Origin of the sequence: Halorientalis persicus (genome assembly GCF_900110215.1) — an archaeon.
Lineage (GTDB): Archaea > Halobacteriota > Halobacteria > Halobacteriales > Haloarculaceae > Halorientalis > Halorientalis persica.
The window spans coordinates 1-20,063 of the sequence record NZ_FOCX01000038.1; the positions used below are offsets into that span (position 1 = coordinate 1).

The 20,063-nt window shown below is 51.2% G+C and carries 19 protein-coding genes and 1 pseudogene; 5 read left to right on the top strand and 15 right to left on the bottom strand.

Going from position 1 to position 20,063, the window contains the following annotated elements:
• A partial coding sequence (locus BMX17_RS21795) for a transposase (RefSeq protein WP_139203644.1) occupies window positions 1-312 on the top strand: 312 nt, incomplete at its 5' end.
• Window positions 313-560: 248 nt separating this feature from the next.
• Here BMX17_RS21795 and BMX17_RS21800 read toward each other — a convergent pair.
• From BMX17_RS21800 to BMX17_RS21815, 4 genes are all read right to left on the bottom strand, one after another.
• A complete protein-coding gene (locus BMX17_RS21800; RefSeq protein WP_092664063.1) occupies window positions 561-890 on the bottom strand; it encodes a PadR family transcriptional regulator in 330 nt (109 codons plus the stop codon).
• 809 nt (window positions 891-1,699) lie between these two features.
• Complete coding sequence (locus BMX17_RS21805) at window positions 1,700-1,981, bottom strand: hypothetical protein (protein WP_092664065.1); 282 nt, start codon at window positions 1,979-1,981, stop codon at window positions 1,700-1,702.
• A gap of 133 nt (window positions 1,982-2,114) precedes the next feature.
• Complete coding sequence (locus BMX17_RS21810) at window positions 2,115-3,368, bottom strand: DUF6414 family protein (RefSeq protein ID WP_139203645.1); 1,254 nt, start codon at window positions 3,366-3,368, stop codon at window positions 2,115-2,117.
• On the bottom strand, window positions 3,365-4,585 hold the full coding sequence (locus tag BMX17_RS21815) for an ATP-binding protein (protein WP_092664069.1): 1,221 nt from the start codon (window positions 4,583-4,585) through the stop codon (window positions 3,365-3,367). The genes BMX17_RS21810 and BMX17_RS21815 overlap by 4 nt, the downstream gene beginning before the upstream one ends.
• A gap of 791 nt (window positions 4,586-5,376) precedes the next feature.
• Between BMX17_RS21815 and BMX17_RS21820 the strand changes: the two genes are divergently transcribed.
• A complete protein-coding gene (locus BMX17_RS21820) occupies window positions 5,377-5,622 on the top strand; it encodes a hypothetical protein (protein ID WP_092664071.1) in 246 nt (81 codons plus the stop codon).
• Window positions 5,623-5,691: 69 nt separating this feature from the next.
• Here the strand turns inward: BMX17_RS21820 and BMX17_RS21825 are convergent, their stop codons facing one another.
• Complete coding sequence (locus BMX17_RS21825; protein WP_092664073.1) at window positions 5,692-6,696, bottom strand: tyrosine-type recombinase/integrase; 1,005 nt, start codon at window positions 6,694-6,696, stop codon at window positions 5,692-5,694.
• 526 nt (window positions 6,697-7,222) lie between these two features.
• On the bottom strand, window positions 7,223-7,396 hold the full coding sequence (locus BMX17_RS26470) for a hypothetical protein (RefSeq protein WP_170845519.1): 174 nt from the start codon (window positions 7,394-7,396) through the stop codon (window positions 7,223-7,225).
• Window positions 7,397-7,595: 199 nt separating this feature from the next.
• Here BMX17_RS26470 and BMX17_RS21830 point away from each other — a divergent pair, with 199 nt between their 5' ends.
• On the top strand, window positions 7,596-7,907 hold the full coding sequence (locus BMX17_RS21830) for a hypothetical protein (RefSeq protein WP_092664075.1): 312 nt from the start codon (window positions 7,596-7,598) through the stop codon (window positions 7,905-7,907).
• A gap of 1,277 nt (window positions 7,908-9,184) precedes the next feature.
• On the opposite strand, the gene BMX17_RS25450 is transcribed toward BMX17_RS21830, so the two are convergent.
• The 6 genes and pseudogenes from BMX17_RS25450 to BMX17_RS21850 all read right to left on the bottom strand — a co-directional run bounded on the left by BMX17_RS25450 (window position 9,185) and on the right by BMX17_RS21850 (window position 15,322).
• Window positions 9,185-9,691: a hypothetical protein gene (locus BMX17_RS25450; RefSeq protein WP_139203646.1), complete on the bottom strand. Its 507-nt coding sequence runs from the start codon at window positions 9,689-9,691 to the stop codon at window positions 9,185-9,187.
• A 101-nt stretch (window positions 9,692-9,792) separates the two neighbouring features.
• A complete protein-coding gene (locus tag BMX17_RS21835; RefSeq protein ID WP_139203647.1) occupies window positions 9,793-10,581 on the bottom strand; it encodes a transcriptional regulator FilR1 domain-containing protein in 789 nt (262 codons plus the stop codon).
• A 278-nt stretch (window positions 10,582-10,859) separates the two neighbouring features.
• Window positions 10,860-12,761, bottom strand: coding sequence for a prenyltransferase/squalene oxidase repeat-containing protein (locus BMX17_RS25455; RefSeq protein ID WP_139203648.1), 1,902 nt, complete (start codon window positions 12,759-12,761; stop codon window positions 10,860-10,862).
• Between the two features lie 22 nt (window positions 12,762-12,783).
• Window positions 12,784-13,503: a hypothetical protein gene (locus tag BMX17_RS21840; RefSeq protein ID WP_139203649.1), complete on the bottom strand. Its 720-nt coding sequence runs from the start codon at window positions 13,501-13,503 to the stop codon at window positions 12,784-12,786.
• Between the two features lie 593 nt (window positions 13,504-14,096).
• A pseudogene (locus BMX17_RS26760) lies at window positions 14,097-14,371 on the bottom strand (transposase); the annotation flags it as partial.
• 90 nt (window positions 14,372-14,461) lie between these two features.
• Window positions 14,462-15,322, bottom strand: a complete 861-nt coding sequence (locus BMX17_RS21850) for a hypothetical protein (protein ID WP_092664081.1) — start codon at window positions 15,320-15,322, stop codon at window positions 14,462-14,464.
• 112 nt (window positions 15,323-15,434) lie between these two features.
• Here BMX17_RS21850 and BMX17_RS21855 point away from each other — a divergent pair, with 112 nt between their 5' ends.
• Window positions 15,435-16,709 carry an IS4 family transposase gene (locus BMX17_RS21855; RefSeq protein ID WP_092664105.1) on the top strand — a complete coding sequence of 425 codons (1,275 nt, stop codon included), beginning with the start codon at window positions 15,435-15,437 and terminating at the stop codon, window positions 16,707-16,709.
• On the opposite strand, the gene BMX17_RS25465 is transcribed toward BMX17_RS21855, so the two are convergent.
• Both BMX17_RS25465 and BMX17_RS21860 read right to left on the bottom strand, forming a co-directional pair.
• Window positions 16,706-17,167: a hypothetical protein gene (locus BMX17_RS25465; protein WP_139203651.1), complete on the bottom strand. Its 462-nt coding sequence runs from the start codon at window positions 17,165-17,167 to the stop codon at window positions 16,706-16,708. The two genes, BMX17_RS21855 and BMX17_RS25465, sit on opposite strands and share 4 nt — an antisense overlap.
• A gap of 235 nt (window positions 17,168-17,402) precedes the next feature.
• Window positions 17,403-18,806 (bottom strand): hypothetical protein, encoded by a 1,404-nt coding sequence (locus tag BMX17_RS21860; protein ID WP_092664083.1) that lies wholly within the window; start codon window positions 18,804-18,806, stop codon window positions 17,403-17,405.
• Between the two features lie 235 nt (window positions 18,807-19,041).
• On the opposite strand from BMX17_RS21860, the gene BMX17_RS21865 reads away from it, so the two are divergent.
• Window positions 19,042-19,278, top strand: a complete 237-nt coding sequence (locus BMX17_RS21865; RefSeq protein WP_092664107.1) for a hypothetical protein — start codon at window positions 19,042-19,044, stop codon at window positions 19,276-19,278.
• Between the two features lie 33 nt (window positions 19,279-19,311).
• Here the strand turns inward: BMX17_RS21865 and BMX17_RS21870 are convergent, their stop codons facing one another.
• Window positions 19,312-20,001 (bottom strand): hypothetical protein, encoded by a 690-nt coding sequence (locus BMX17_RS21870; RefSeq protein WP_092664085.1) that lies wholly within the window; start codon window positions 19,999-20,001, stop codon window positions 19,312-19,314.
• Between the last annotated feature and the right edge of the window lie 62 nt (window positions 20,002-20,063).

A 20,063-nucleotide genomic window follows, 5' to 3' on the forward strand; every position in this document is an offset into this window, starting at 1 on the left:
CCAGTCGCTCCGTACAACGCGCGAAACGCCGACGACCCGAAAGACATCGAGTACAGGGTCGAAGACCGTATCGATCAACACAGCGACGACGTTCAGCTGAAGCAGTCCACGTTGGAAGAGACGTACAACCGCCGTACTGGAGTTGAACGAACCAACGAATCAGTGAAGGACTGCGGCCTCGGGCGAACGCACGCCCGAGGCCGCGTCCACGCACGGGCGCAGGTATTTCTTGCTCTGTGCCTTCGCCTCGTCGTCGCTATCACCAACTACAAACGCGGAGACAATCCGGGGAGCACGATCATCACGGTGTGACAAGAGTTCTATGACACCCTCTTAGTGGTTTCCCTACCAATACGCCCACCATTATTGGTACTTTTGGTGCTAAATCAAAATAATGGGAAAGCCAATTGCACCGTCACAACTACTCAGGATCTCTGAGTCTAGGTTTGGATACACATATTTTTCTTCACTGGCGTTGGGTGTGAACATCCGTTCAGTATATCTACCCATTAAGTGGTGATTCATCCCTTCGGTTCAAAATCGACGTCAATACATTGCCTCTAGAGGCTTGCGACGGTCTCGGTCACGTAGTCTCGGTAGTCTCTGAGCAACTCTTTCCCGTCGTCTGTGAGCGTGTATCTGTTCGTCCGCTTGTCCATCTGTGCCTTCTGGAGAATTCCTTGCTCGACGAGGTCGTCGAGATTGGGGTAGAGCCGGCCGTGATTAACGTCTCCACTGAGACGCTCCTCAAGTTGGCGCTTGATACCGAGGCCGTAGGAATCGTTCTCGCTGGCTTCCAGACGGGCGATAGCGAACAGTGCTTCTTTCTGGAACGTCGATAGGTCTCTTGCCGATACGTCGTCTGTCGATTCCGCGGTGTTCTGACTCATGGGTGGGTGGGGGTTTGAGTGCCGGCAGACTGAGTGGGGAATTCGCTCTGCCACAAATGCTTGACATTTTGTCCGTTTTAACCTTTTGAATATGGGATCTTCCACTGAAGTACCACTCATTGGATATTGATCTACGATCAGTTCAACTCCCTGTCGACAGGAATAGATAGAATCTGCTCTCCACTCAGTGATATCATCACATCAGCAGGAATACGTGGATCGATCCACTCAGGAAGCTTCTCCGGGTTCAAACAAGTAATAGCCGAGTATCTGAGGGAGTCAGAATATGATCCACACATCTGTTTTCACGTTCCGATCCGTTAAGTACAGTAAGAGGATCACAAACTGGCTCTCGAAATTACATATGTGTTTATTTATATTTTGACATATTGTCGTAGCCCTCCTCAGTTTGCTCGTGGTTGCGTTTGCAGCCGCCTGTGGTATCGCTTTCTATCGAACCGGACAGAGACAACCAGTGTTCCGAGCGCTCGTTACATCTGGGATGTTGCTTCTAGCGCCCGTACTCGTCTTTGTCCTCTTGTCCACAACTTTGACGAGCGCTCTGCCTGTGTTCACAGTAATCCCGGTCCTCGCCTTGCTGGAGTTCGGACTGTACACCATTGCCGAAGGCTCGTTCCCATCGCCGATTCAAAACCGTCTGGAAGCACAATAGCTGAGACGGTAGGACTCCTACCCCCATCACGTCTCCGCTCAATTCAGAGAATGTTCTGTGCAGACAGTTCACCACTCTCGATAGGGAACTAAGTGATAGTATCCTTAAGCCGAACAAGCCAGCGCCCGGAAGACCCTCACAGATGCTCTTTCAGCCACTCCGTATGTTCGTCACTGAAAGTCGTTCCCCAACGGGCACCGCCTGAATCTGGCATTCTCGTGACGAACAACCTATCATTCGTGTCGATGTGGGGCTTGAGGTCATCTCTGATCTCTCCTGCATCAGTCTCAGATGTGTCTATCAACCATGTCGAATCAAGAATATGGGAATACGAGGAAAACGATTTGATTGCGTCGTGTAGTTCCTCGTAATCCTGCCCTGGGTTTTCGAGGTCGTAGCTGATGATGTGAACAGCCATTGTGCCAGATCAGTTGGAATGCTGAGTGAAAAATATATGGAGTGAAGTGGTGGTGGGACCGATAACGCTCCAAGAATATGTAACGACGGCTTCATCACAGCGGATTTGGTTAATATAGTTTCACAGAGCCAGATTACCAGTAGATACCAATCACGTTGGCCTCCAAGTGCGCTGTGAAATCTCGCTCCGAACCGTCTGCTTTCGATTGTGTCGTCTGTTCCTGGCGGTACTCCGACCGCAGCGATGACGCATCATCAGAGAATGTCGCCTCAGATACTATCTCCGTGAACGAGTCGTATGTCTGCTTCAAGAGTTCGATCTCCTGTTCAAGCGCAACCGTCGCATCAGATGAGAATTCATCAGCTGCGTGATCCACGATATCATCTATCTGGGCATCCTCTACCGAACTCTCCGCCCTTTCACCAAGGAACTTTGCGAAATTCCGGATCTTCTGCTTGTTACCCCCGGAGCGCTCATACGAAGCCTCAACACTCGCCTCGAAAGCGTTCATTGCTGCTTGTAGCTCCGCTTCCAGTTCCTTGTTATATGTTTCCGCGAGATTGGGAGAGATGCTCTCAAGGACACGAATCAACTTCATCGGATACCAGTTCGACCGGATAGCTTCAACCCGGCAAAATACCCGAAATTGCTTGCTTGAGGCCAAGGTCTGTATTGGTTCAGTCCACAACTCCGTTTGGTCAAGCAACGCAACGAGGTTCAGTACATCACCGTCAGAATTCGGCTGGATTTCCCCACTATCATCTGTCGAAAGTCCATTGGCCTCAATCTCTACTGGAATTTTGTCTCCAAGACTCTCTTCGATGAGTTGCATTTCCCCCTCCGCTATGATGCTTTGATCAGGAGACGCAGTGTCAATGTATTCAATTGCCCGATAGACTCTATACAAAGGGTGAAGCTGGATAGTCCCGCGAAGTTCCAGAACGTCTCCCCGGTCCAACTCAGATAACTCAAGGTCGTCCTGAAGTTCGTACTCCTCATCAATATTTAACGATATCTTGGGTGTGATTTCTTCGTTCTCGTAGAGACGGGTAAATTTCGATTGAATCAGATCAAACGAGTATACGTTTTCCGTCTCAGAACCTTGTTGAGACGTGCGACTCGTCCCTCCCCCAATGTTCACCGGCCCTGCACCAGCGCCAGCGTTCGCTTGGTAGTTTTTTGTGTTGAGGTTGCTCTCTCGATCCGTCTGTTCAGCTGCGACTCGACCAGAGTCAGTCGACGCTAGGAGACTGCGCACACTCCGTTGATCAATATAGACGAATTCACGAAGGTGTGGGAACTGTTGACTTTCATCGTTCGATGGCTCGCCAGATGCCTGCCCAAATCGCCAATAGCGCCAGTAGTCTCGAATGCCGGATAATCTCATGTTTGTTCCTCCTTTCGACGTGCGGCACTTATTCGCAAGTGTTCCATTCTGACCGAGCTTGTCCCGTCCTGAAGCGCGAGATACTTTGCCTGCTCCACCACGGCGGCTAAGTCCGCTCCGGTAAACTTGTCCGTTTCCGCGGCAATAGCTGAGAGATGAACATCATCCGCGGTGGGGGTTTCGCCTAGACTGATCTGAAGGATTGCTTCGCGTGCTTCTGGTTCGGGTTTGGAGAACTCAAGCTGAGTATCAAATCGTCCAGGGCGGAGAATGGCCTGGTCAATTTCATCAACGAGATTAGTGGCTCCGATTACAATTATATCGCCTCGTTCGTCGAATCCATCCAGTTCTGAGAGGAGTTGGGCGACGATACGGCGTTCGGTCTCGTCTGCTTGACCCCGTGGAGGAGCCATACTATCAAGCTCGTCGAAGAAGACGATACTCGGGTCCCCCGAGGTTTCTGCTGCCTGTTCTGCTTCCTGGAAGACATCCCGTATCTGACGCTCAGTTTCGCCATAGTACTTGCTAACGAGTTCAGGACCATCAACGATGAAGAGGTCGCCGTCGACGTGATTTGTGACAGCCTTCGCAGTTCGGGTCTTTCCCGTTCCGGCTGGACCATAGAAAAGCAAACCCCGGGAAAGGGTGATATCCAGTGTGTCGCTCAAATCCTCGTTTTCTGTGTCGAGGGGCTGAATAATCTGCTCCCGAACTGCCCGTTTGACGTGGTCAAGACCACCAATATCGTCGAGTGTGACAGGTATCTCCTCGTCGTATCGCCACTCATAATCATCGTCTGAGGTGCTTGACTCGGAGAGAAGGTCGTCGATATCTGGCGGACTCTCTGAAATACGATCGTGATATGTCCACGCCGCGGAAACTGCTATCGTTTCACCGGCACTAACATGACCAGGTACACGGGTTACGGTAGAGAGGCCGTTATTGGTACGAACAAGAGCAGTACCGTCAAAGACATCTTCGACAACTGCAGGTATGTTTCCCGAAGAAAATCCGTTTCGAGAGCAAATGTCAATCGCACGGTCTTTATACGACGGTCGTTCCTCGATTTTCACAACGTCCCCTAGCTCAACAGACTCGTAATCTGTTTCCTGCGGGACAATGTTTTCAACGAGTTCTTCATTCCCGTTACGTCGCATTACGAGGAGTTCCGTATCGGAAAGACACTCGGTTACACATCCGGCGTAGAAGTCTGGCATTTTGGCTTAATCACCAATTATTCGTCACTCTGCTAAATCTTGCTGTCGTGGCCTTGAGCGACATCATGGAATAGCGGGACAATCAGGTCAGTGTTGCGAGCGTCGAACTCCGCTGGTATTTATATTTATTCACTCCAGTCCGGGATCACGTCCAACACACCGATAGACACGATCCCGTGTCGTCCCTTCAGCGGTCACGATATTGTACCGCTCCAGCTTGTCGAGATAGTTCCGGATCGTCCGGTCGCCCTTCGGGTCCTCAACCCGCTGTCGTTATTCCTGATAGAGATCACCCGGTGCGATCTCCCCTTGCTCATTGATTACGTCATAGACCGCTCGTTGGTGCGGGGTCTGCGATGAGCGCCCCCACAATCATAACGCCCCCATCGATAATGGCCAGTGGGTTTGGCAGCCAGTTCAAAACGGCTGTGGCCAGATGTGATGCGAGGGCACCGATAAACGCGAACCGCCACGCGAGGGAGGGGCTGCGAACACGGGACAGGGAGACCAGTGCACGCTCATTTGCTGTCTAAGCGGACTTAGATACTTCGCAGAATTTCACCGAGGGTACCCAGGTTGCTCACGTATCGATCCGCCTGCAGGAGCGGTTCGCTGGTTATCTCACCGATATTGACGGAGACGGCTTGCGCGAGTGTTGGACTCACTCTATAGTGAGTAATTCCTGTGCAGTTGGTAAGTTTTCTATAACGTCTTCCTAATCTATCATCGGAAGAATTTGGCGAACTAGTCTATTGGCGATTGATTAAACTAAATGGCTGAGAATGCAACGTATGAAGATAGAACCGGATTATGTATTCCAACATGACAGGTACGATGAGGTCCTTGTCTTAGGTGTGATTCAACGGTATGAGTCGTATGATACTGACAAGGCAACGGGTGTCGAGGGTGGAGTCCATGTTCGCTACGCCAACCACTGGGATGGGTATGGGCCGATGTTTGGATCCGCTCATATAGATCCAATCGAGAGGTTCATAGCAGAGATTGGGGACAAACTTCGGGAGTTCAATCGAATCTAAGAATAACTGTACCAAATACCATAGAATTAATGACATTTAGGTATACATCAACCCACTTCGGTAAGTGATCTACTCCAGAAATTCCCTCCGTTGCTCCATCCTCTCCCTCTCTGTCCGTTGGTCATAGTGCTGATCAATGACAGCCTGACTTACGTTTGCACGGTCACTCACGACTTTCTCTGGCATATCTTTTCCTAGACTGTGAGTGATGCTGCCTCGTCTGATCGCATGAGGGCTTATTGACGATGGACATTTTGAGGCGTTATCTCGTCTTATTGCATCACATTGCTTCGGATCGCGATCGTGAGGACATGGTTGTCCATACCAACAGGGTCGACTCCAGCAGTAGACGTAAGATCGAAGCGCTGAGATACTCGCTCGACCCTGCTCAGTGGTAAGAAGTGGTTCACGACCGTATTTGTCGGTGACAAATGGACGTTTATTATTGAGCCAGTCGTTGATCAACTCACAGACTGACGGCGACAAAGCAACGAGTCGTTCACCGTCTTGCTGATTCTTTATTGGGGTTTCAGTCTCTGGCCTGTGATGAATCTCTAGATACTGCTCGTTAGAGTGATAATCTTCAACGTCAAGAGCATGTGCACACCCAATACGCATCATCGTGTGCCAGAGAAGAGCAACGGTGAGGTGCTCAAGCGAAGCATATTCGTATTTTTCTAAGTGGGTTAGAATTGCTGTCGCTTGTTCATGATCTAACATAACATCGCGGGCGTTCTGACTTGGTGTAATCTCTGGTGAGAGTACCTTTGTACTGAGGTCCTCCGGTACACCATCAATCGATTCTAGCCAGCGAATAAATACTCGCAGCGTGTCCATCTGAGTCTTCTCGGTGACCGGCGAGAGATCGCCGTCATTCCGCCGCCAGAGTCGGTAGTGTTGGAGCTGCCGGCCGGTCAATTCATTTAGATTTCTGATCTCTTGCTCATCACACCAGTGAACGAAGTGTCCGAGGCGGGAGTTGTGTGAGTAGTAGGTGGCTTGGCTGATCTCGGTTTCGCGATTGGCGAGATATAGCTCAAGTGCGGTCTCTGGATCGATGGGTTCGAGGCTCATTGTTTTTTGTAGACAACCACGGTCCGAAACACCCCTCTGAATCTTAGCGCCAGAGCCCGTCAGTCGGCCGAAAGCAAGTCCGTTCGACACTCGAACAAGCGCCTGCAGCGCCCATTCGATTCTCGAACGCCCCGAATCCGACAGACGGCGGTACTTTGTTTATATAAACCACTTGGGGTGCGCTTGAGAGTTCGTTCGACCGTCGAACGAATCTGACTCACAACGGTACCGTCCCGCGGTTTGTCTACATCCAAAATTGGCGGGAGTGAAGTTCATCAATCGCCGAATGACATAGGATGATTACAATGGGGAATGGGGTGGCAGTTACATCAAATATATTACTAGAGTGGGAGAGTGTGCTTAGACTATTTCAAAGGCAGAGTCGGTCTGTCAGGCCGCTCTACGATTTGGATTGAAATCGTTCGAGTCGTCCCTCGAAGAAACCGGTAGTCTACAGGAAGTCTATCACCAACACACATAGGGACTTACACGCACTGGCACCGGTTCTAATGAGTTTGTATTGCGCTTACCAAAGACACCTGAAAAATGATTTTATACAATCGACAAAACTCTGGCTTGAGGGGTTTTTCTCCCCGTGTTTCTGAAGAGTCTCCATATCAACCCGCGGCTTACCGTCTTCACCAACCCTAATGGCATCAGTATCGGCAATGTCAACCTCAGACTCTTCTGACTCCTTCATTGATGGAGCCAACAGTAGTACATATGTAATCAATCGCCAGTTGATACCAAGCGTACTCTACCAGCCACTGCCAACACATCCACGCGATGCTACTGGATGGTAAAGTCTCGATGAGGTTGGTCAAATGCCCCAGCTGTGGAAGGGTTGGATTCCCCGAGCAGGTGCGAGAGCACGACTGTCAGCACGCACGGCCAAGTCGATGACCCGGCGCTCGCGACGGGCGATCCTGCTCGCAGCGGCCGGCAGTCTCGGTGGTGGCGCAGTGTTGCTCGCGGCCGACACCCAGCAGGAACCGTTTCGCGATGCCGTCACCCGCCCGAACCCCTTTGGCCCACTCACCGTGACGGCATTCACCGTCAGTGCAGACGGCCTCGACCAGCCGCTCACGGTCCGGCTCAGCGTGCGGAACTCCCACGAGAGCGACTGGCTGCTGGAGGGCCGCATCGACTACCACAAACCGACCGCCTGTGACGGCCAGGCCCTGATCGCGGCCACGAGCCAGCTCGACTAGGCGGTCTCGCCGGGCGAAACGACGATTTCCCTCACGGACTACACCCCGACGACGCCCGGCGTGTATCAGGTCGCCCTCTGGGAATACGAAGGTTGGCCCCGCGTCAAGCACCAGCGAGTGTCGGTTGGCCAGTCACCCACAGCGAGTTCGACAGCGATACCGCGGTAGCCGGCAGTATAGATTCGGTAGTTCGATTAACAGCATTAGATGGCTCTCCGGTCAATACAGAGGCACACTCAACAAATTCAGTAATAAGATGAAGGAGTGGTGTCCTCCTGAATCACCACATTTGTATTCCCGTAACGTTGATTTATTTCAATGGTTCAGTAAATATCAAAGGTCTCAATGCCATTGAGGGGATGCTTTGTTAGCGTTATAGATTTCTTGACTTTCACCGGCTCCAAGTACGCAGCTCTAATTTATGCACAATGTCTCCCGTTGCATTTCGTACAATACTAATCTCAAATATTGCGCTCTCATTTCCGTAGTTGTCCAGCTGTACGGAATGGCCTGCACTTGGTTGTTCTGAGCCCTTAGTCTCTGCACAGCCAGTCAGGAGTAATATGACTGCGAACCCACAAAACACCTCCAGTAAATAGTCATTCATGCCCAGAAATAAAGATTAAATAACAAGTAATTTTTGATAAATACCAGAGACAGTGAACACGGCTATCTCCGACCATCTCGAACCGGTCGAAGCCACGCCACATCAGAAGCTCTCAATTGGTCCGTTTCGTCGCTAGAGACGGAGTCGTCCTGCTCGAAGGGTGGCTTCATGAGGACAATCGCGTCTTCGTAGATGCGGTCGGGTCGGTGGACGCAATTGATGGGGTGTATTAGACTGCACTCGATACAGGAGCAGGTACCTGCTTCAAAGTCAGCGATCTCGACGGTCCAACACAGGATGGTCTGGATACGGTACTCTGGTCAGGATGAGCGACGACTGTTTTCTTATCAGCCCAACCACGGACACTGATGGACTGGCAGTGGTGGGCCTCTGTGTTCTTGGAGATATTCCTAACAGTAGGTGGAAAAAACGGTGATTCTATTCAGCAACCCTCGCCGAGAATCAGTCGGCGTTGAAGTACTCCAACCCTCTCTGAGAAGATCGGCAAATACCTGCTTGGTCTCTGGTGGTTCGGTCGCCGTGACTGGGTCGAGCATGGTGACAGTGCGTGGGTGGTGGATAGTCAGTCTGGCAGTTCCCAAATATCTTTGCGGTGTAGCAACCGCTCTGCATCAGCGCATTCCCGTCCTCCACACACTATTTTCTACGATCAGCCATTTTCAGTAGAAGTGTTGATAACCGGCGGTATCTCGTACAGATCCGGCATTGAATCGTCGTTCGGAATAGTCTTCACTTCGTGGTTATTAACTTGAAGTGTAACGCTTTCAAAATCACTCGGGACTTTTGTTGCGAATACAATCTCTGTAGCCGACTTGCACGTCGTGTTCCGGGGACCAGTACTCCCATTTGCGTCAATCTGTATCGTGTACTGTCCATCAGTTTGGTTCCGAACTGTGGCATCCAGCTCGCTCCCTGAATGAGTTACAATTACTGCAGATGTAATTGAGTATCCATCACCCATGCTGACTTCGTGGATCCAACCAACATCGGTCGTATTGAACGCGTCAACACACTTCGGTCCACCTGTGGAATAAACTGAGCCAACAGACTCGTTAGTAGGTGTTTGTCCCGTCCCACCAACCAGAACCAGCGGAACAACTAACACAACTGTAATTAAGACCACAATACCGATAATCCGCAAATTTTGGAGGGGCATATGTATAATTTAGTAGCAGTCAACTTAGTGGTTTCCCCGTTGGTTTATTGACGATTAATTGACCACGCCAGAATTCACCAGGGGTCGTAAATACAAGTTTGCTAGTCTTGAATCTGTTGAGACTCTCGATCCATACTCTCTGACCCCTCATCGATATACTCGGTAACGAGATCAGTTGTGCAATCTACAGCATGATCCGAATCCGCAACCAGTGCACCGCAAAGGCTGCCGTTCTCGTCGAAAGATCCCAGCCAAACCGTCTCCTCGTCACAAATGTACATTGGACAGGAGAGCGTCTCGGATGTCGTAATGACAGTACAATTTTCACTCTCAAGCAGCATAGTCATCTCTGAAGAGTTCATTTCCAGGGCCTCACGAAGAGAGTCATTGGTAGTGACGATAGTCAAATCAAAGGGTGTCTCCGTTACTTTCTGTGACAGGAGATTGATTTGGTGGTGGACAAACACAGGTGTAACGGCTATAACATTATCGGCGGGTTGTATCAGGCGCTCTAGCTCAGCAAATGATTTTTGTGAAACATATTCTCCTTCGTTGATGATGGTGACTTCCCGCAGTAGCTCTTTGTCGAGTCGTATCTCTATTGGCAAGTTATTCAGGACCCGTCGTCCCTTGGACAGAGTATTAAAAACCTCTTGATGTTCAGTGTATGTTTCGTATGCGATTTCGCCGACTGACGTAATCTCCTGACAATCGTTTCGAGCGTCAGTTATCAGGCCATGATCTTCGAGTTCAGTTAGGGCTCGGCCGACAGTTTGCCTCGAGACTCCAAGCTCCTTTTCGATTCGGCTTTTGGTGGTGATACCGTCCCTCAGGCAACGCATAACATCAAATCGCTTGTGCATTGTTTCCAGAAGGTCAGTGGAGGGCATTATATTAGCAAATACCACATTCAACATTATTATAATAACGATACAGTACATCCAATTGAGTGTAGTTTAAATCTAAATGATAAGAAATACTTTACGCTAGTAGTGTCCTCAGCCATGCTGACCCGCATAATAATCATCGTCTCAATCCGATGTGATTAGATAAGTATTGGCTGGCATTCTGTGGGTACAACAGTTCTTCAACAAAGAATGGACTGCACTTTAGTGCTGCAGGATACAATCGCCAATCAGTTCACGTCGACAGGTAAACCTGACTAAAGTTATCCATGTGTTTGGTTATCGTGTAAGAGAGAACGGATGCGTGTTGCATAGTATGTTTGCTCAATATCACGTGAACTGGCCGAATCCGGAGATGAATCAATCATGTAACCGCCGTTGGGGTGTTTGAACTGTGCGAGCCACCGTTTGAGAGATCGTGCGTTGACTGGGTCGCTCTGTAACAGCGAGAGCGTTCGGATGCTGTAATACGTGCCAGGGAGTGATGCGACGCGCTGAAATCGGTCACCAATGCGCCCTCGAAACCCGCTGTTGGTAACACGTGCCTCTCGAATCCACCGACGTACGGCGTCTTCCCTGTTCGGTACAGTTCCCAACTGATTCAATATCTTAACAGAATGGTATGTTGATACTAGATCAGATGTATTTTGGGGTCCAAACCCTCCATCTGAATTCTGGTGCGATTTAATCTGCTCGATCAAATGTTCTCGATTGTAGTCTATGTTGTTCAGTTCTGCTAGTTTTAAAAGATGCGATATATTCACGAAGTCCGTTCTGGAATACCTGTTAGATCGTGGTAACGATTCGAGTCGTGAGTGTGTGTACGATCGGAACTGTGCAGGTGGAATCTGACTCGAATTTGTCAGTCTATCTAATGTGGCGAGACGGGATACGGTCACTACTGGTGTCTGAGGGTCTCGAACGAGCGTCGAAGCCTGCTTGAGAAGTTGTTTGATCGCAGTTTGATCCAAGTGGGCAGGGGCATTATCTGAGAGAATCTGACTGGCGTAGAATGTACGTCTGATTGATGTCTTCCGTCGGTAATGTAGCGCGAACCCACCTTGTGGAATTTCATGCTGTTCGATAAACGTTTGTGCTTGGGTTGAATTGATACTGTGTTCACATTCATTGGTGAGTATCTCAAGCGCGATACGCGTTCCATATGCATCGGAGATGTTCTGTCCAGTAATACTAAAACCACCATCTCTATTTTGTGATTGAGCGATATCACTGCAAACTTCCCACCTGACGGTCTTATCTTGGATATTCATCAGTTCAGACAACGTCAGATACGACGCGCGTGCCCTCAGCGACACCTTTGAATCACCTACAATCTCATCGCTAATTCCCTCAATCTGGTTAGACTTATTTGAGATTGACCTAATCTCACCGTCTGAATAATTTAGTATAGACAGTGCTCTGTGCAGTTTCTGGGCTCTGATTATATCACCAGAGCTAGAGATATTGTACTGTTTCCACTTGGTTTTGACCCAGGTCTTTGTCGAATGTGACACATTTGTCCCCAGTACTGACTTGATCGCGATTGCTTGATACGTGGGTGTGACAACACCATTGACATCTTCACATCCAGTTGTAAGGTTGCGGACTGAACAGTAAGTCCCATTGGAATGGTTGTGTTGTTCTACAATATGAATTATGTCAGAGGTGTTGATGGCCGGTCTGACGCCGAAATTTTCGAGTGACGCTGCGTAGTAATATGTGGTCGATAGATATCCATCATTGAGTTCCGAGGTTGTATAATTCCGAAGCCAATTTGCGGTTCGGTTCCGGTACTGCATTGATCCAACGTTTTCAGTATCAGTGAGTAGTTCAGAATACTGGTATGTGGCATACAGATCTTTTTCCAGTGAATTGAGATTGGTGTATCCGTATGGCGTTTGGGCCATCCGGATTGCATCAACTGTTTCCGGTGAAGCCAGCGTACTGAGTGAACCGGAGTCAGTAATTGCGGTGTCAGGAGCGGCATTATGTCCGGTTTCCGGTTCCTGGACTTTCGTTGTGGAATTTGGTTCCTGTTTATTTGATGGGGTAATCTCACCGATATTTTTATTTTTGTTCCCTGTAATTTGATCCCCGATAATTAGACTACCAGCGAACACCGATACAACAACGAGTATCAAAAGTCCGAACGTTCTACCATTCATGGAAAAAATTTCTTGGTCTCGATTATCCCAGCCAGCAGCTTCCAATATCGGGGAATTCGAGATCGTAGCCTAGTCGGAGGAGTTCACCGTCTTCTGTCTTGAATTCACTTGACTCATGAGCACTGGCATGCTGCCAGCAGCTTGTTGTCTCAATGTCCAATGCGCCGGGGTTATGTGTAATACCAATATGGTTATTTTCAGTATCTTTGTTATCGACTTCAGCCTCGAATTGGCCACCTCCCATGAGATTTTTCTCATAGGCTGGTGGAATTGAAATTGTCAATGTGCCCCAGTTCTCGTAATTCCCTTTCAGTGTCGACGTGATCTTTATGTAGTCAACACTCAGCTTATCATCGTGCCAGTAGGCTTCTCCCCACCAGTTCGCGTCGACAGTCCCATCGAAGTCAAGATCACCTGAGCTGCCGGTAACATCGTAATTACTACTCATATCGTAGCCATAGCCCAAATACTCTCCGTCAGCAGAGTTCATATCGCTCTGGGCCGGACTCACCACTTGTTGCTGGCTCGGCATCCTGTCCTGTGATTTGTTCTGAGAACTGCTGTCGTTGCTATCCTGGGACAATTCAGATGCCTTTTGCTGGAGGAAGTCAACGTTGGCCTTCGTTTCTGACTTATTCTCACCGCGGAAGTCCACGAATCGGTAGCTTGCGTTCCCAGTTGCAACGATCTTACCGTGTTCGCCCTGGTACAGAATTTCTTGTCCACTGTCGGTCTCATTCACGGACGATTGATCATCACTGTGCTGCTGACCCCCCTCAATAGGTGACGTTGATAGTGCTTGCGCACTGATTGGGGTAGCAGTCATCGCTATTACAACAGCGAGAGTCACAAATACGATTCCTAATCGTTTGCCAGCCGTCTTTGTAGCTGATTTAGTTTTGTTTGTTAACATCCGCAGCCGACTATTTATGTAGTCACATAATGTAATTAACGTGTACTAATATCATCAGAACTTGTTTAATTTCCAGCATGGGCAAATTTATCAGTTTCTGATCAGTGATCAGAGATTGAACATACTGTCCTTCATCATCTGAATATACTCTACCAAGGCTAGCCAGCGTTTCCAACTGTACTGACAGTATGTCAGTCTAATTGATGGTCCAGACAAAACAATAACTGTGAGTGGGAGATGAGGCTACATAGGATATATAGGGCCTAAAATGCGCAGTTTCGTCTGATTCAGTGATCAGAAACCGACTCGGAACACTCTCCAGCCGGGTAATTGTATTAAAATTCCAATATATGCGCGAATTTCGGCGACTTTCGACAGCGTAGCCACTCAGACGCCCCGCTATCGCGGAGAAAGTTTCGTTACTATCCGATTCCGGTTTCCTTCTTCAACAGCGTCAGCGTATTGTCGGCTGTTACGATCGGCGAGTGTTCGTATTCACCGGTCAACTATACCTGCACGATTAAATCAACCGCCCGCCAGACCGAGTACAGCAGACACGCGAACGCGAAGTAGAAGAACCGCAGGCCGAAGTGCTTCGAGGTCGTGGCAGCCATGAACCGGTTGATCGATTTGCAGCCGCTCTCAATCTCCACCGGTACCCGCACTCAGTGAGGTTTCCTCTTCTTCTGTTCGCCACTGATCTCTTTGGAATTACCTCGACCTGTTCACACCATATGCATTGAGACGACCGGCCTCAACTACTGTTCCTTAGAATACAAGATCTCGTTTATTCTTCCTCACCCTCTTCAAATTCTTCTGCAAGTGTATTTTTCCACAAGATTGGCTCCTCAGTGGGGTCGTTAAAGCGGCGAACCCAGACCCGCTGGAAGTCATCGTGGCCATAGGCAGATATGTCGAAAATCGGGTCTTCTGACCGGTGCCAATACGCTTCGATAAATGTGCCAGCATTGTCGGAATTGATCTCAACTAGATCAACTACGGGCCACTCCTCCCAGTCGCGTTTTGTGAGGAATCGCTCCATAGCTTCCTCCAGAGGTTCTGCCGATCCCTCATAATTTGCCAGTCCTGCGATTTCAGCGGCGTACTCGTAGTTTTCTTCCAGCGTAGAACCAGTGTCTGTAGACTCGATAACCTCAATGTCTGAATCTGGTGAGCTACCGGTCTCCAGACCAAAGTCCTCAAGCCAGCCTTCAACGGTATGCCGTTCATCCTCTGTGGCGTTTGGCGCGAGCACGACCCGGTTAGTCATCCATTTCGTACCGGCAGGCAGTTTCCGGTATTTATTCTCTCCTGGGTCGGGACAAGCCGTTTGAGGGGTTCCGTCAGCTGCGGACTCGATTGATAAGTTGTCGAAGTAGGGGTTGATCAGGACTCGGAATTCCATTTCGTCGTCGAAGTCTTCCCCTTTGAAGAAGGCGATGGCAGAGGTCCAGCCAGCCGGTTGGCCTACTACTGGGTCAACATCTTTCTGGTACTTACAAGCGCCAAACTGGATGTTGCAGCCGTCTGTAGTGTATGAGAGGTTCCAAACCGGCGTTTCTGTGGGTTCGTGTTTAAAAGTAGAACCCTCTACTTTACTAGGGGCCCCTGGTCGGGAGGGGAGTGCTTGGAGAAGTTGACCAACCATCCGTCTTTAGCTAAGAGGAGAACCACGTGACAGCGGCGGCTTATCGAGGCTACTTTTCGAGAGGAATGAGGAGGCGACGAGTGTGCACAACGACACCTCCTCACCGCGAATTATGCGTCGGCTTACTACACTGTTTCCCTCCGAATTCCTCGAAGAGCACGCCGAGGAACTCGGCGTGGTCGAGCGAGAGGGCAAGTTACAGGTTCCTGTCCTCGTGTGGGCGCTCGTGTTCGGCTTCGCCGCAGGCGAGAGCCGAACACTCGCTGGCTTCAGACGGAGCTACAACTCGACGGCTGATGAGACGATCTCACCAGGCGGCTTCTACCACCGGTTGACGCCGACGCTCGCAGAATATCTCCGCGACCTCGTCGAGTATGGCCTCGACGAGGTCGCTGTTCCCAATACTGTTGACGCTGATATCGACCGATTCAGGGATGTGATGATCGCTGATGGAACGGTGCTGCGGTTGCACGAGTTCCTCTCTGAGGAGTTCCAAGCCCGTCACGAGGAGCAGGCTGGAGCGAAGCTCCACCTGCTCCACAACGCCACCGATGAAACGATTGAACGGATCGACGTGACCGACGAGAAAACGCACGACAGCACGTTATTCAAAACGGGATCGTGGCTGCACGGACGGCTGGTTTTGCTCGATCTGGCGTACTTCAAGTACCGCCGCTTCGCGTTGATCGACGAGAACGACGGCTACTTCGTGAGTCGGCTGAAGGACAATGCGAACCCGGTGATAACGGAGGAGTTGCGGGCCTGGCGCGGCCGCGCCAGGCCCTTGGTGGGCGAACAGATCCACGATGTGGTCGGCGATCTGCACCGACAATACATCGACGTGGAGGTCGAAGCGGAGTTCAAGCGGGGACAGTACGAGGGAACGCGCTCGCTGGACACGAAGCGGTTCCGCGTCGTCGGCGTCCGCGACGAGGACGCCGACGACTACCATCTCTATATCACGAATCTGCCGCGAGATGAGTTTCTCCCGGCAGATCTCGCAACGCTGTATCGGTGTCGATGGGAGGTAGAAACCCTGTTTCGTGAGCTGAAGACGCAGTACGAACTGGACGAGTTCGACACGAGCGATCCGGATGTCGTGAAAATTCTGTTGTACGCAGCGTTGCTGTCGCTGCTGGTGAGTCGTGAGCTGTTGGATCTGGTCACCGAGCAGGCCGACGACGAGATCGTGTTTCCGCCAGAACGCTGGGCGGCGACCTTCCGGTCGCACGCCCAGCTCATCCTCCACGAACTTGGAGAGCATCTCGGCTACTCCCCACCGCCACTGTTGGAGCGGCTGATCGAAGACGCACAGAAAATCCACCAGCAACGGCCGATACTGCAAGAGACGCTCGCTACCGCTACACAACCGAGGTGTGAGTCTTAGCTAAAGACGAATGGTTGACCAACAGTGGTTTCGACGGCACAGCCCTCAATCAGCCCCGGACTACGGGTGTAATCTTCCCAGATATCGTCATTTTCTGCGGTGCCAATCCGCCAGCAGTTGGAAAAATGCTGGTGTCTGGCATCTTCATGAAATTGATCGAGAGCAGCCTCAAATTCATCATCTGAAGCAGTCTCAGGCGGCTCGTCCATTCGGCGGCGTTTCATAAGAGAGGATGCAGCTAGACCACCTCTGATACCTGAATAATCACCTGGATGTTGAAGAATTCCTTCATTGTTATCGTCGAACTGTGAAAGATGGTTGAAAAACAGACCTTCGGTAAAATAAGTTTGGAGATCACGAGGTTTGCTGATTGATCGATACCGACGAATGATCATTTGCTTTGAGGGTATTGGGGTGTACTCTGACGCAGGTTTGCGTGATGGAGACCGGAAGAGCATCACTCAAAATCTCTAATTTGAATTTAATAAATATTCTTCTAATCACATCGACGTGTGGGGCCCCTGCATGCAGCCCCGAAGACAAGCGAGTCTCGTGGACAGTACGCGCGCTACATTTTGCACGGCTTTCTGTAAAGATGCGAGAATTTACAGGTTCCCCAGTGACAGTCCGCACACTCACTGAACAGTAGTTTCAGCCGCTCCCTCGACTAACGAAATCGGATTTGCGACACTGTTAGTCATCATCAGCAGTTGCGTCGGCTTCAGAATCATCGTCGTGTCCTGCGCCCCTGATCCCACTGAGCCACGTCAAGAGTTCATCACCAACGAGAATAGACCCAATAACGCCCAGCAGGAATGTGGGTACCATCGACAGGAGTGACCACTGTGCGAGCAGCGGTCGCGGGAGCCACTGCCACGGGCTCGTATAGGCTAGCGCGGGATCGGGGCGATCGTCGTCCAGAACGGTAGCCCGTGTCTTGTTGAGCTGGCTGTCGTTGAGCCCGCGCTGTGCCAGCTGCGACTCAAAGTCAGCATAGGTCGTACTCTCCCTGTTCACCGCGTCGAACACGCCAGCGAGCGTGTGGCCCCGTTGGACCAGCGCGGTATCGAGGCGGGCCAGGACCACAGCACCCCAGCGATAGGCAACTTCGTCTGCATTGGCTGTCGCCAAGTCCGTCGACGGGTCGTACTGCGCATTTTGTGCGAGCGCCGCATCGTATGCGGCCGGCGAAATCAATCCCTGTTCAAGCGAGAGGCGAGCGGCATAGTAGGTCGCACTCGCCTCCTGGAACCACGTGAAGTTCTGTCCGACAGCCTCCCCTGTTTGTCGGGTATGGATGTATTCGTGGACCCATGCATTCCAAGCAGAATGCACCTGGAGATCATCCTCGATGAGAACATTGTTCTCAGATTGAGGAGTGAACCCAGCAGCAGCAGTGATCGGTTGTGGTGACACGAAGTATCGGACAGTCGAATACGGATTCCCGACCGAGAATGAGCGAGCAGCGCGAGCAAGCGACTTAAGTTTTGGTTCCGGGTTGAGATCAGCAGCTGCTGGCACGACCAGCGTAATGTTCTGACAGTCGGCTTCCCGGGTCTGTGTCGTGTAGTTCCCCAGATACAGTATATTCGTCCCGATCACGCCCGAGTCAGCGGGCTGTAGTCCGGTATCAGCGCCGCTGTGTGCGGGTGTGGGTGCGATCATCCAGTCCGCACCGGCGACATAGGACATATTTTTGAATGAAGTCGCGCCGCCCCGCCCGCGCTTGGTGAGGAGATATCGGAGCGTGAGTTGGTCACCGCGTTGGACCCACGCGTACAGATACTGGCCATCTGCAGAATCAAAGCCAGACTGATTGACGAGCGTTGCTCCCGGCGGCAACTCGATTTCGAGGGTGTCGGATGGCTGTTCGCGGACAGTATAGGTGATTTCGACGATCGACTGATTCTCGGTCGCCTGCGCGACCGTGCCGGAGATCGCCCCGTCATCCCCACCAGCAACTGGCCGATCCGGTGTCGGCTGGCACTGCTGGGGTGCGGTGGCTGTCTGTGATGGGACCGCAGCCGGCTGGAGGGCGGCCAGTGGGATGGCAATGGCAACGAGGAGAAGCCCAAACAGGAGGCGATACCCGTTCACGGAACCTGTTTCTAAAGAGACTAAAATAAAGGTCTAGCAACGGGGTCTACAGCCGGAATCATGCCTTCGTGTTCAGTATATGAGGTGTACTGAGCGGAGATTCGATAGCTACCCATCTTTAACCAACACAACCATCGCACCCTGCCGTGTGTTAGTTAACAGGGTGCCACCGACGGCAGACGCGCCGACTCTTCGAGACGCTTGGCGACGCCTGGAACAGCGGGGTGAGCTTCTGATGGGCGACGTTGATCTCGATGTCGTCGAGACGCAGTTGGCACAGGCCTACACGCGGGCGTTGCAACCGGCCGCACGGGAGCATATTCACGCGGCGCTGCTGGAGCTAGACGCTGAAGTCCCGAAGGGGCTCGCGGAATGCCCCAGCTGTGGGCGCGTGGGGCTGCCCGATCGCTTCCGAGACCACAACTGCGAAACGCCAGTGTGTGGACCAGACAACTGGATTGGCTCTGGGTGAGAGGAAAGAAGTGCACCCACTGCCGATGGCGCTCTATAGCTCCTGCGACGATTGTTTTCGACAAATGACGGGGAGAATAGTCGTCTGACTCTCGTCATCGCTGTGGAGTTCGACCCTGGCCATTGCTGGGGTAGCAGCTTGTATTTCTTCATAGGTGGGTTCAGGGTTGACCAGTAATTCACCACTTCTTGAATAGTAGTGCTCATGGGTGACTGTTGGTGCCACTTCCTCCCCCCATTGCTCTTTCGTCGGAATGATTTTCTCACGCTCCGGGCACGTGAGACTGTCATGCCGGAATGTGTGTTGACTGACGATGATTCCAGGGCCAAGGAGCGATTTGTCGTCCAAGATACTATGCAGAACATTCATACCATGTTCTGCCGCGGTGTTGATTATCCGCTCTGAATAGTCGAGTGCTGCTGTATTGACTGCATCAGTCGGTTCCTGAAGCGTGGTCACAGTGACGTTCTCGCCACTGTCAGCTACCTCTATGGAGATCGGGGCGGCATTGCCGAGGCATACTTTTGGCGTAATTTCTGCTGACGACTCGTCCTCAGCGGATGAATCCGTCGTGGGTGCTGAGTGGGTCGTTGGCGACGCTGGTTCCGGCGCGGAGTTCTGCGTCTGCGTTGACGGTGACTGATTGCCTGTCTCACTGGAGCAGCCACCGACAGCGAAAGCGAGTCCAGCTGCCAGGAGCTGGCGGCGGGGATACTGCGCCATGTGTTGTGTTGGCTATAGTGAATGAACAAATCTTTTGGCTCCCACCCTTGGCCGCGACACCA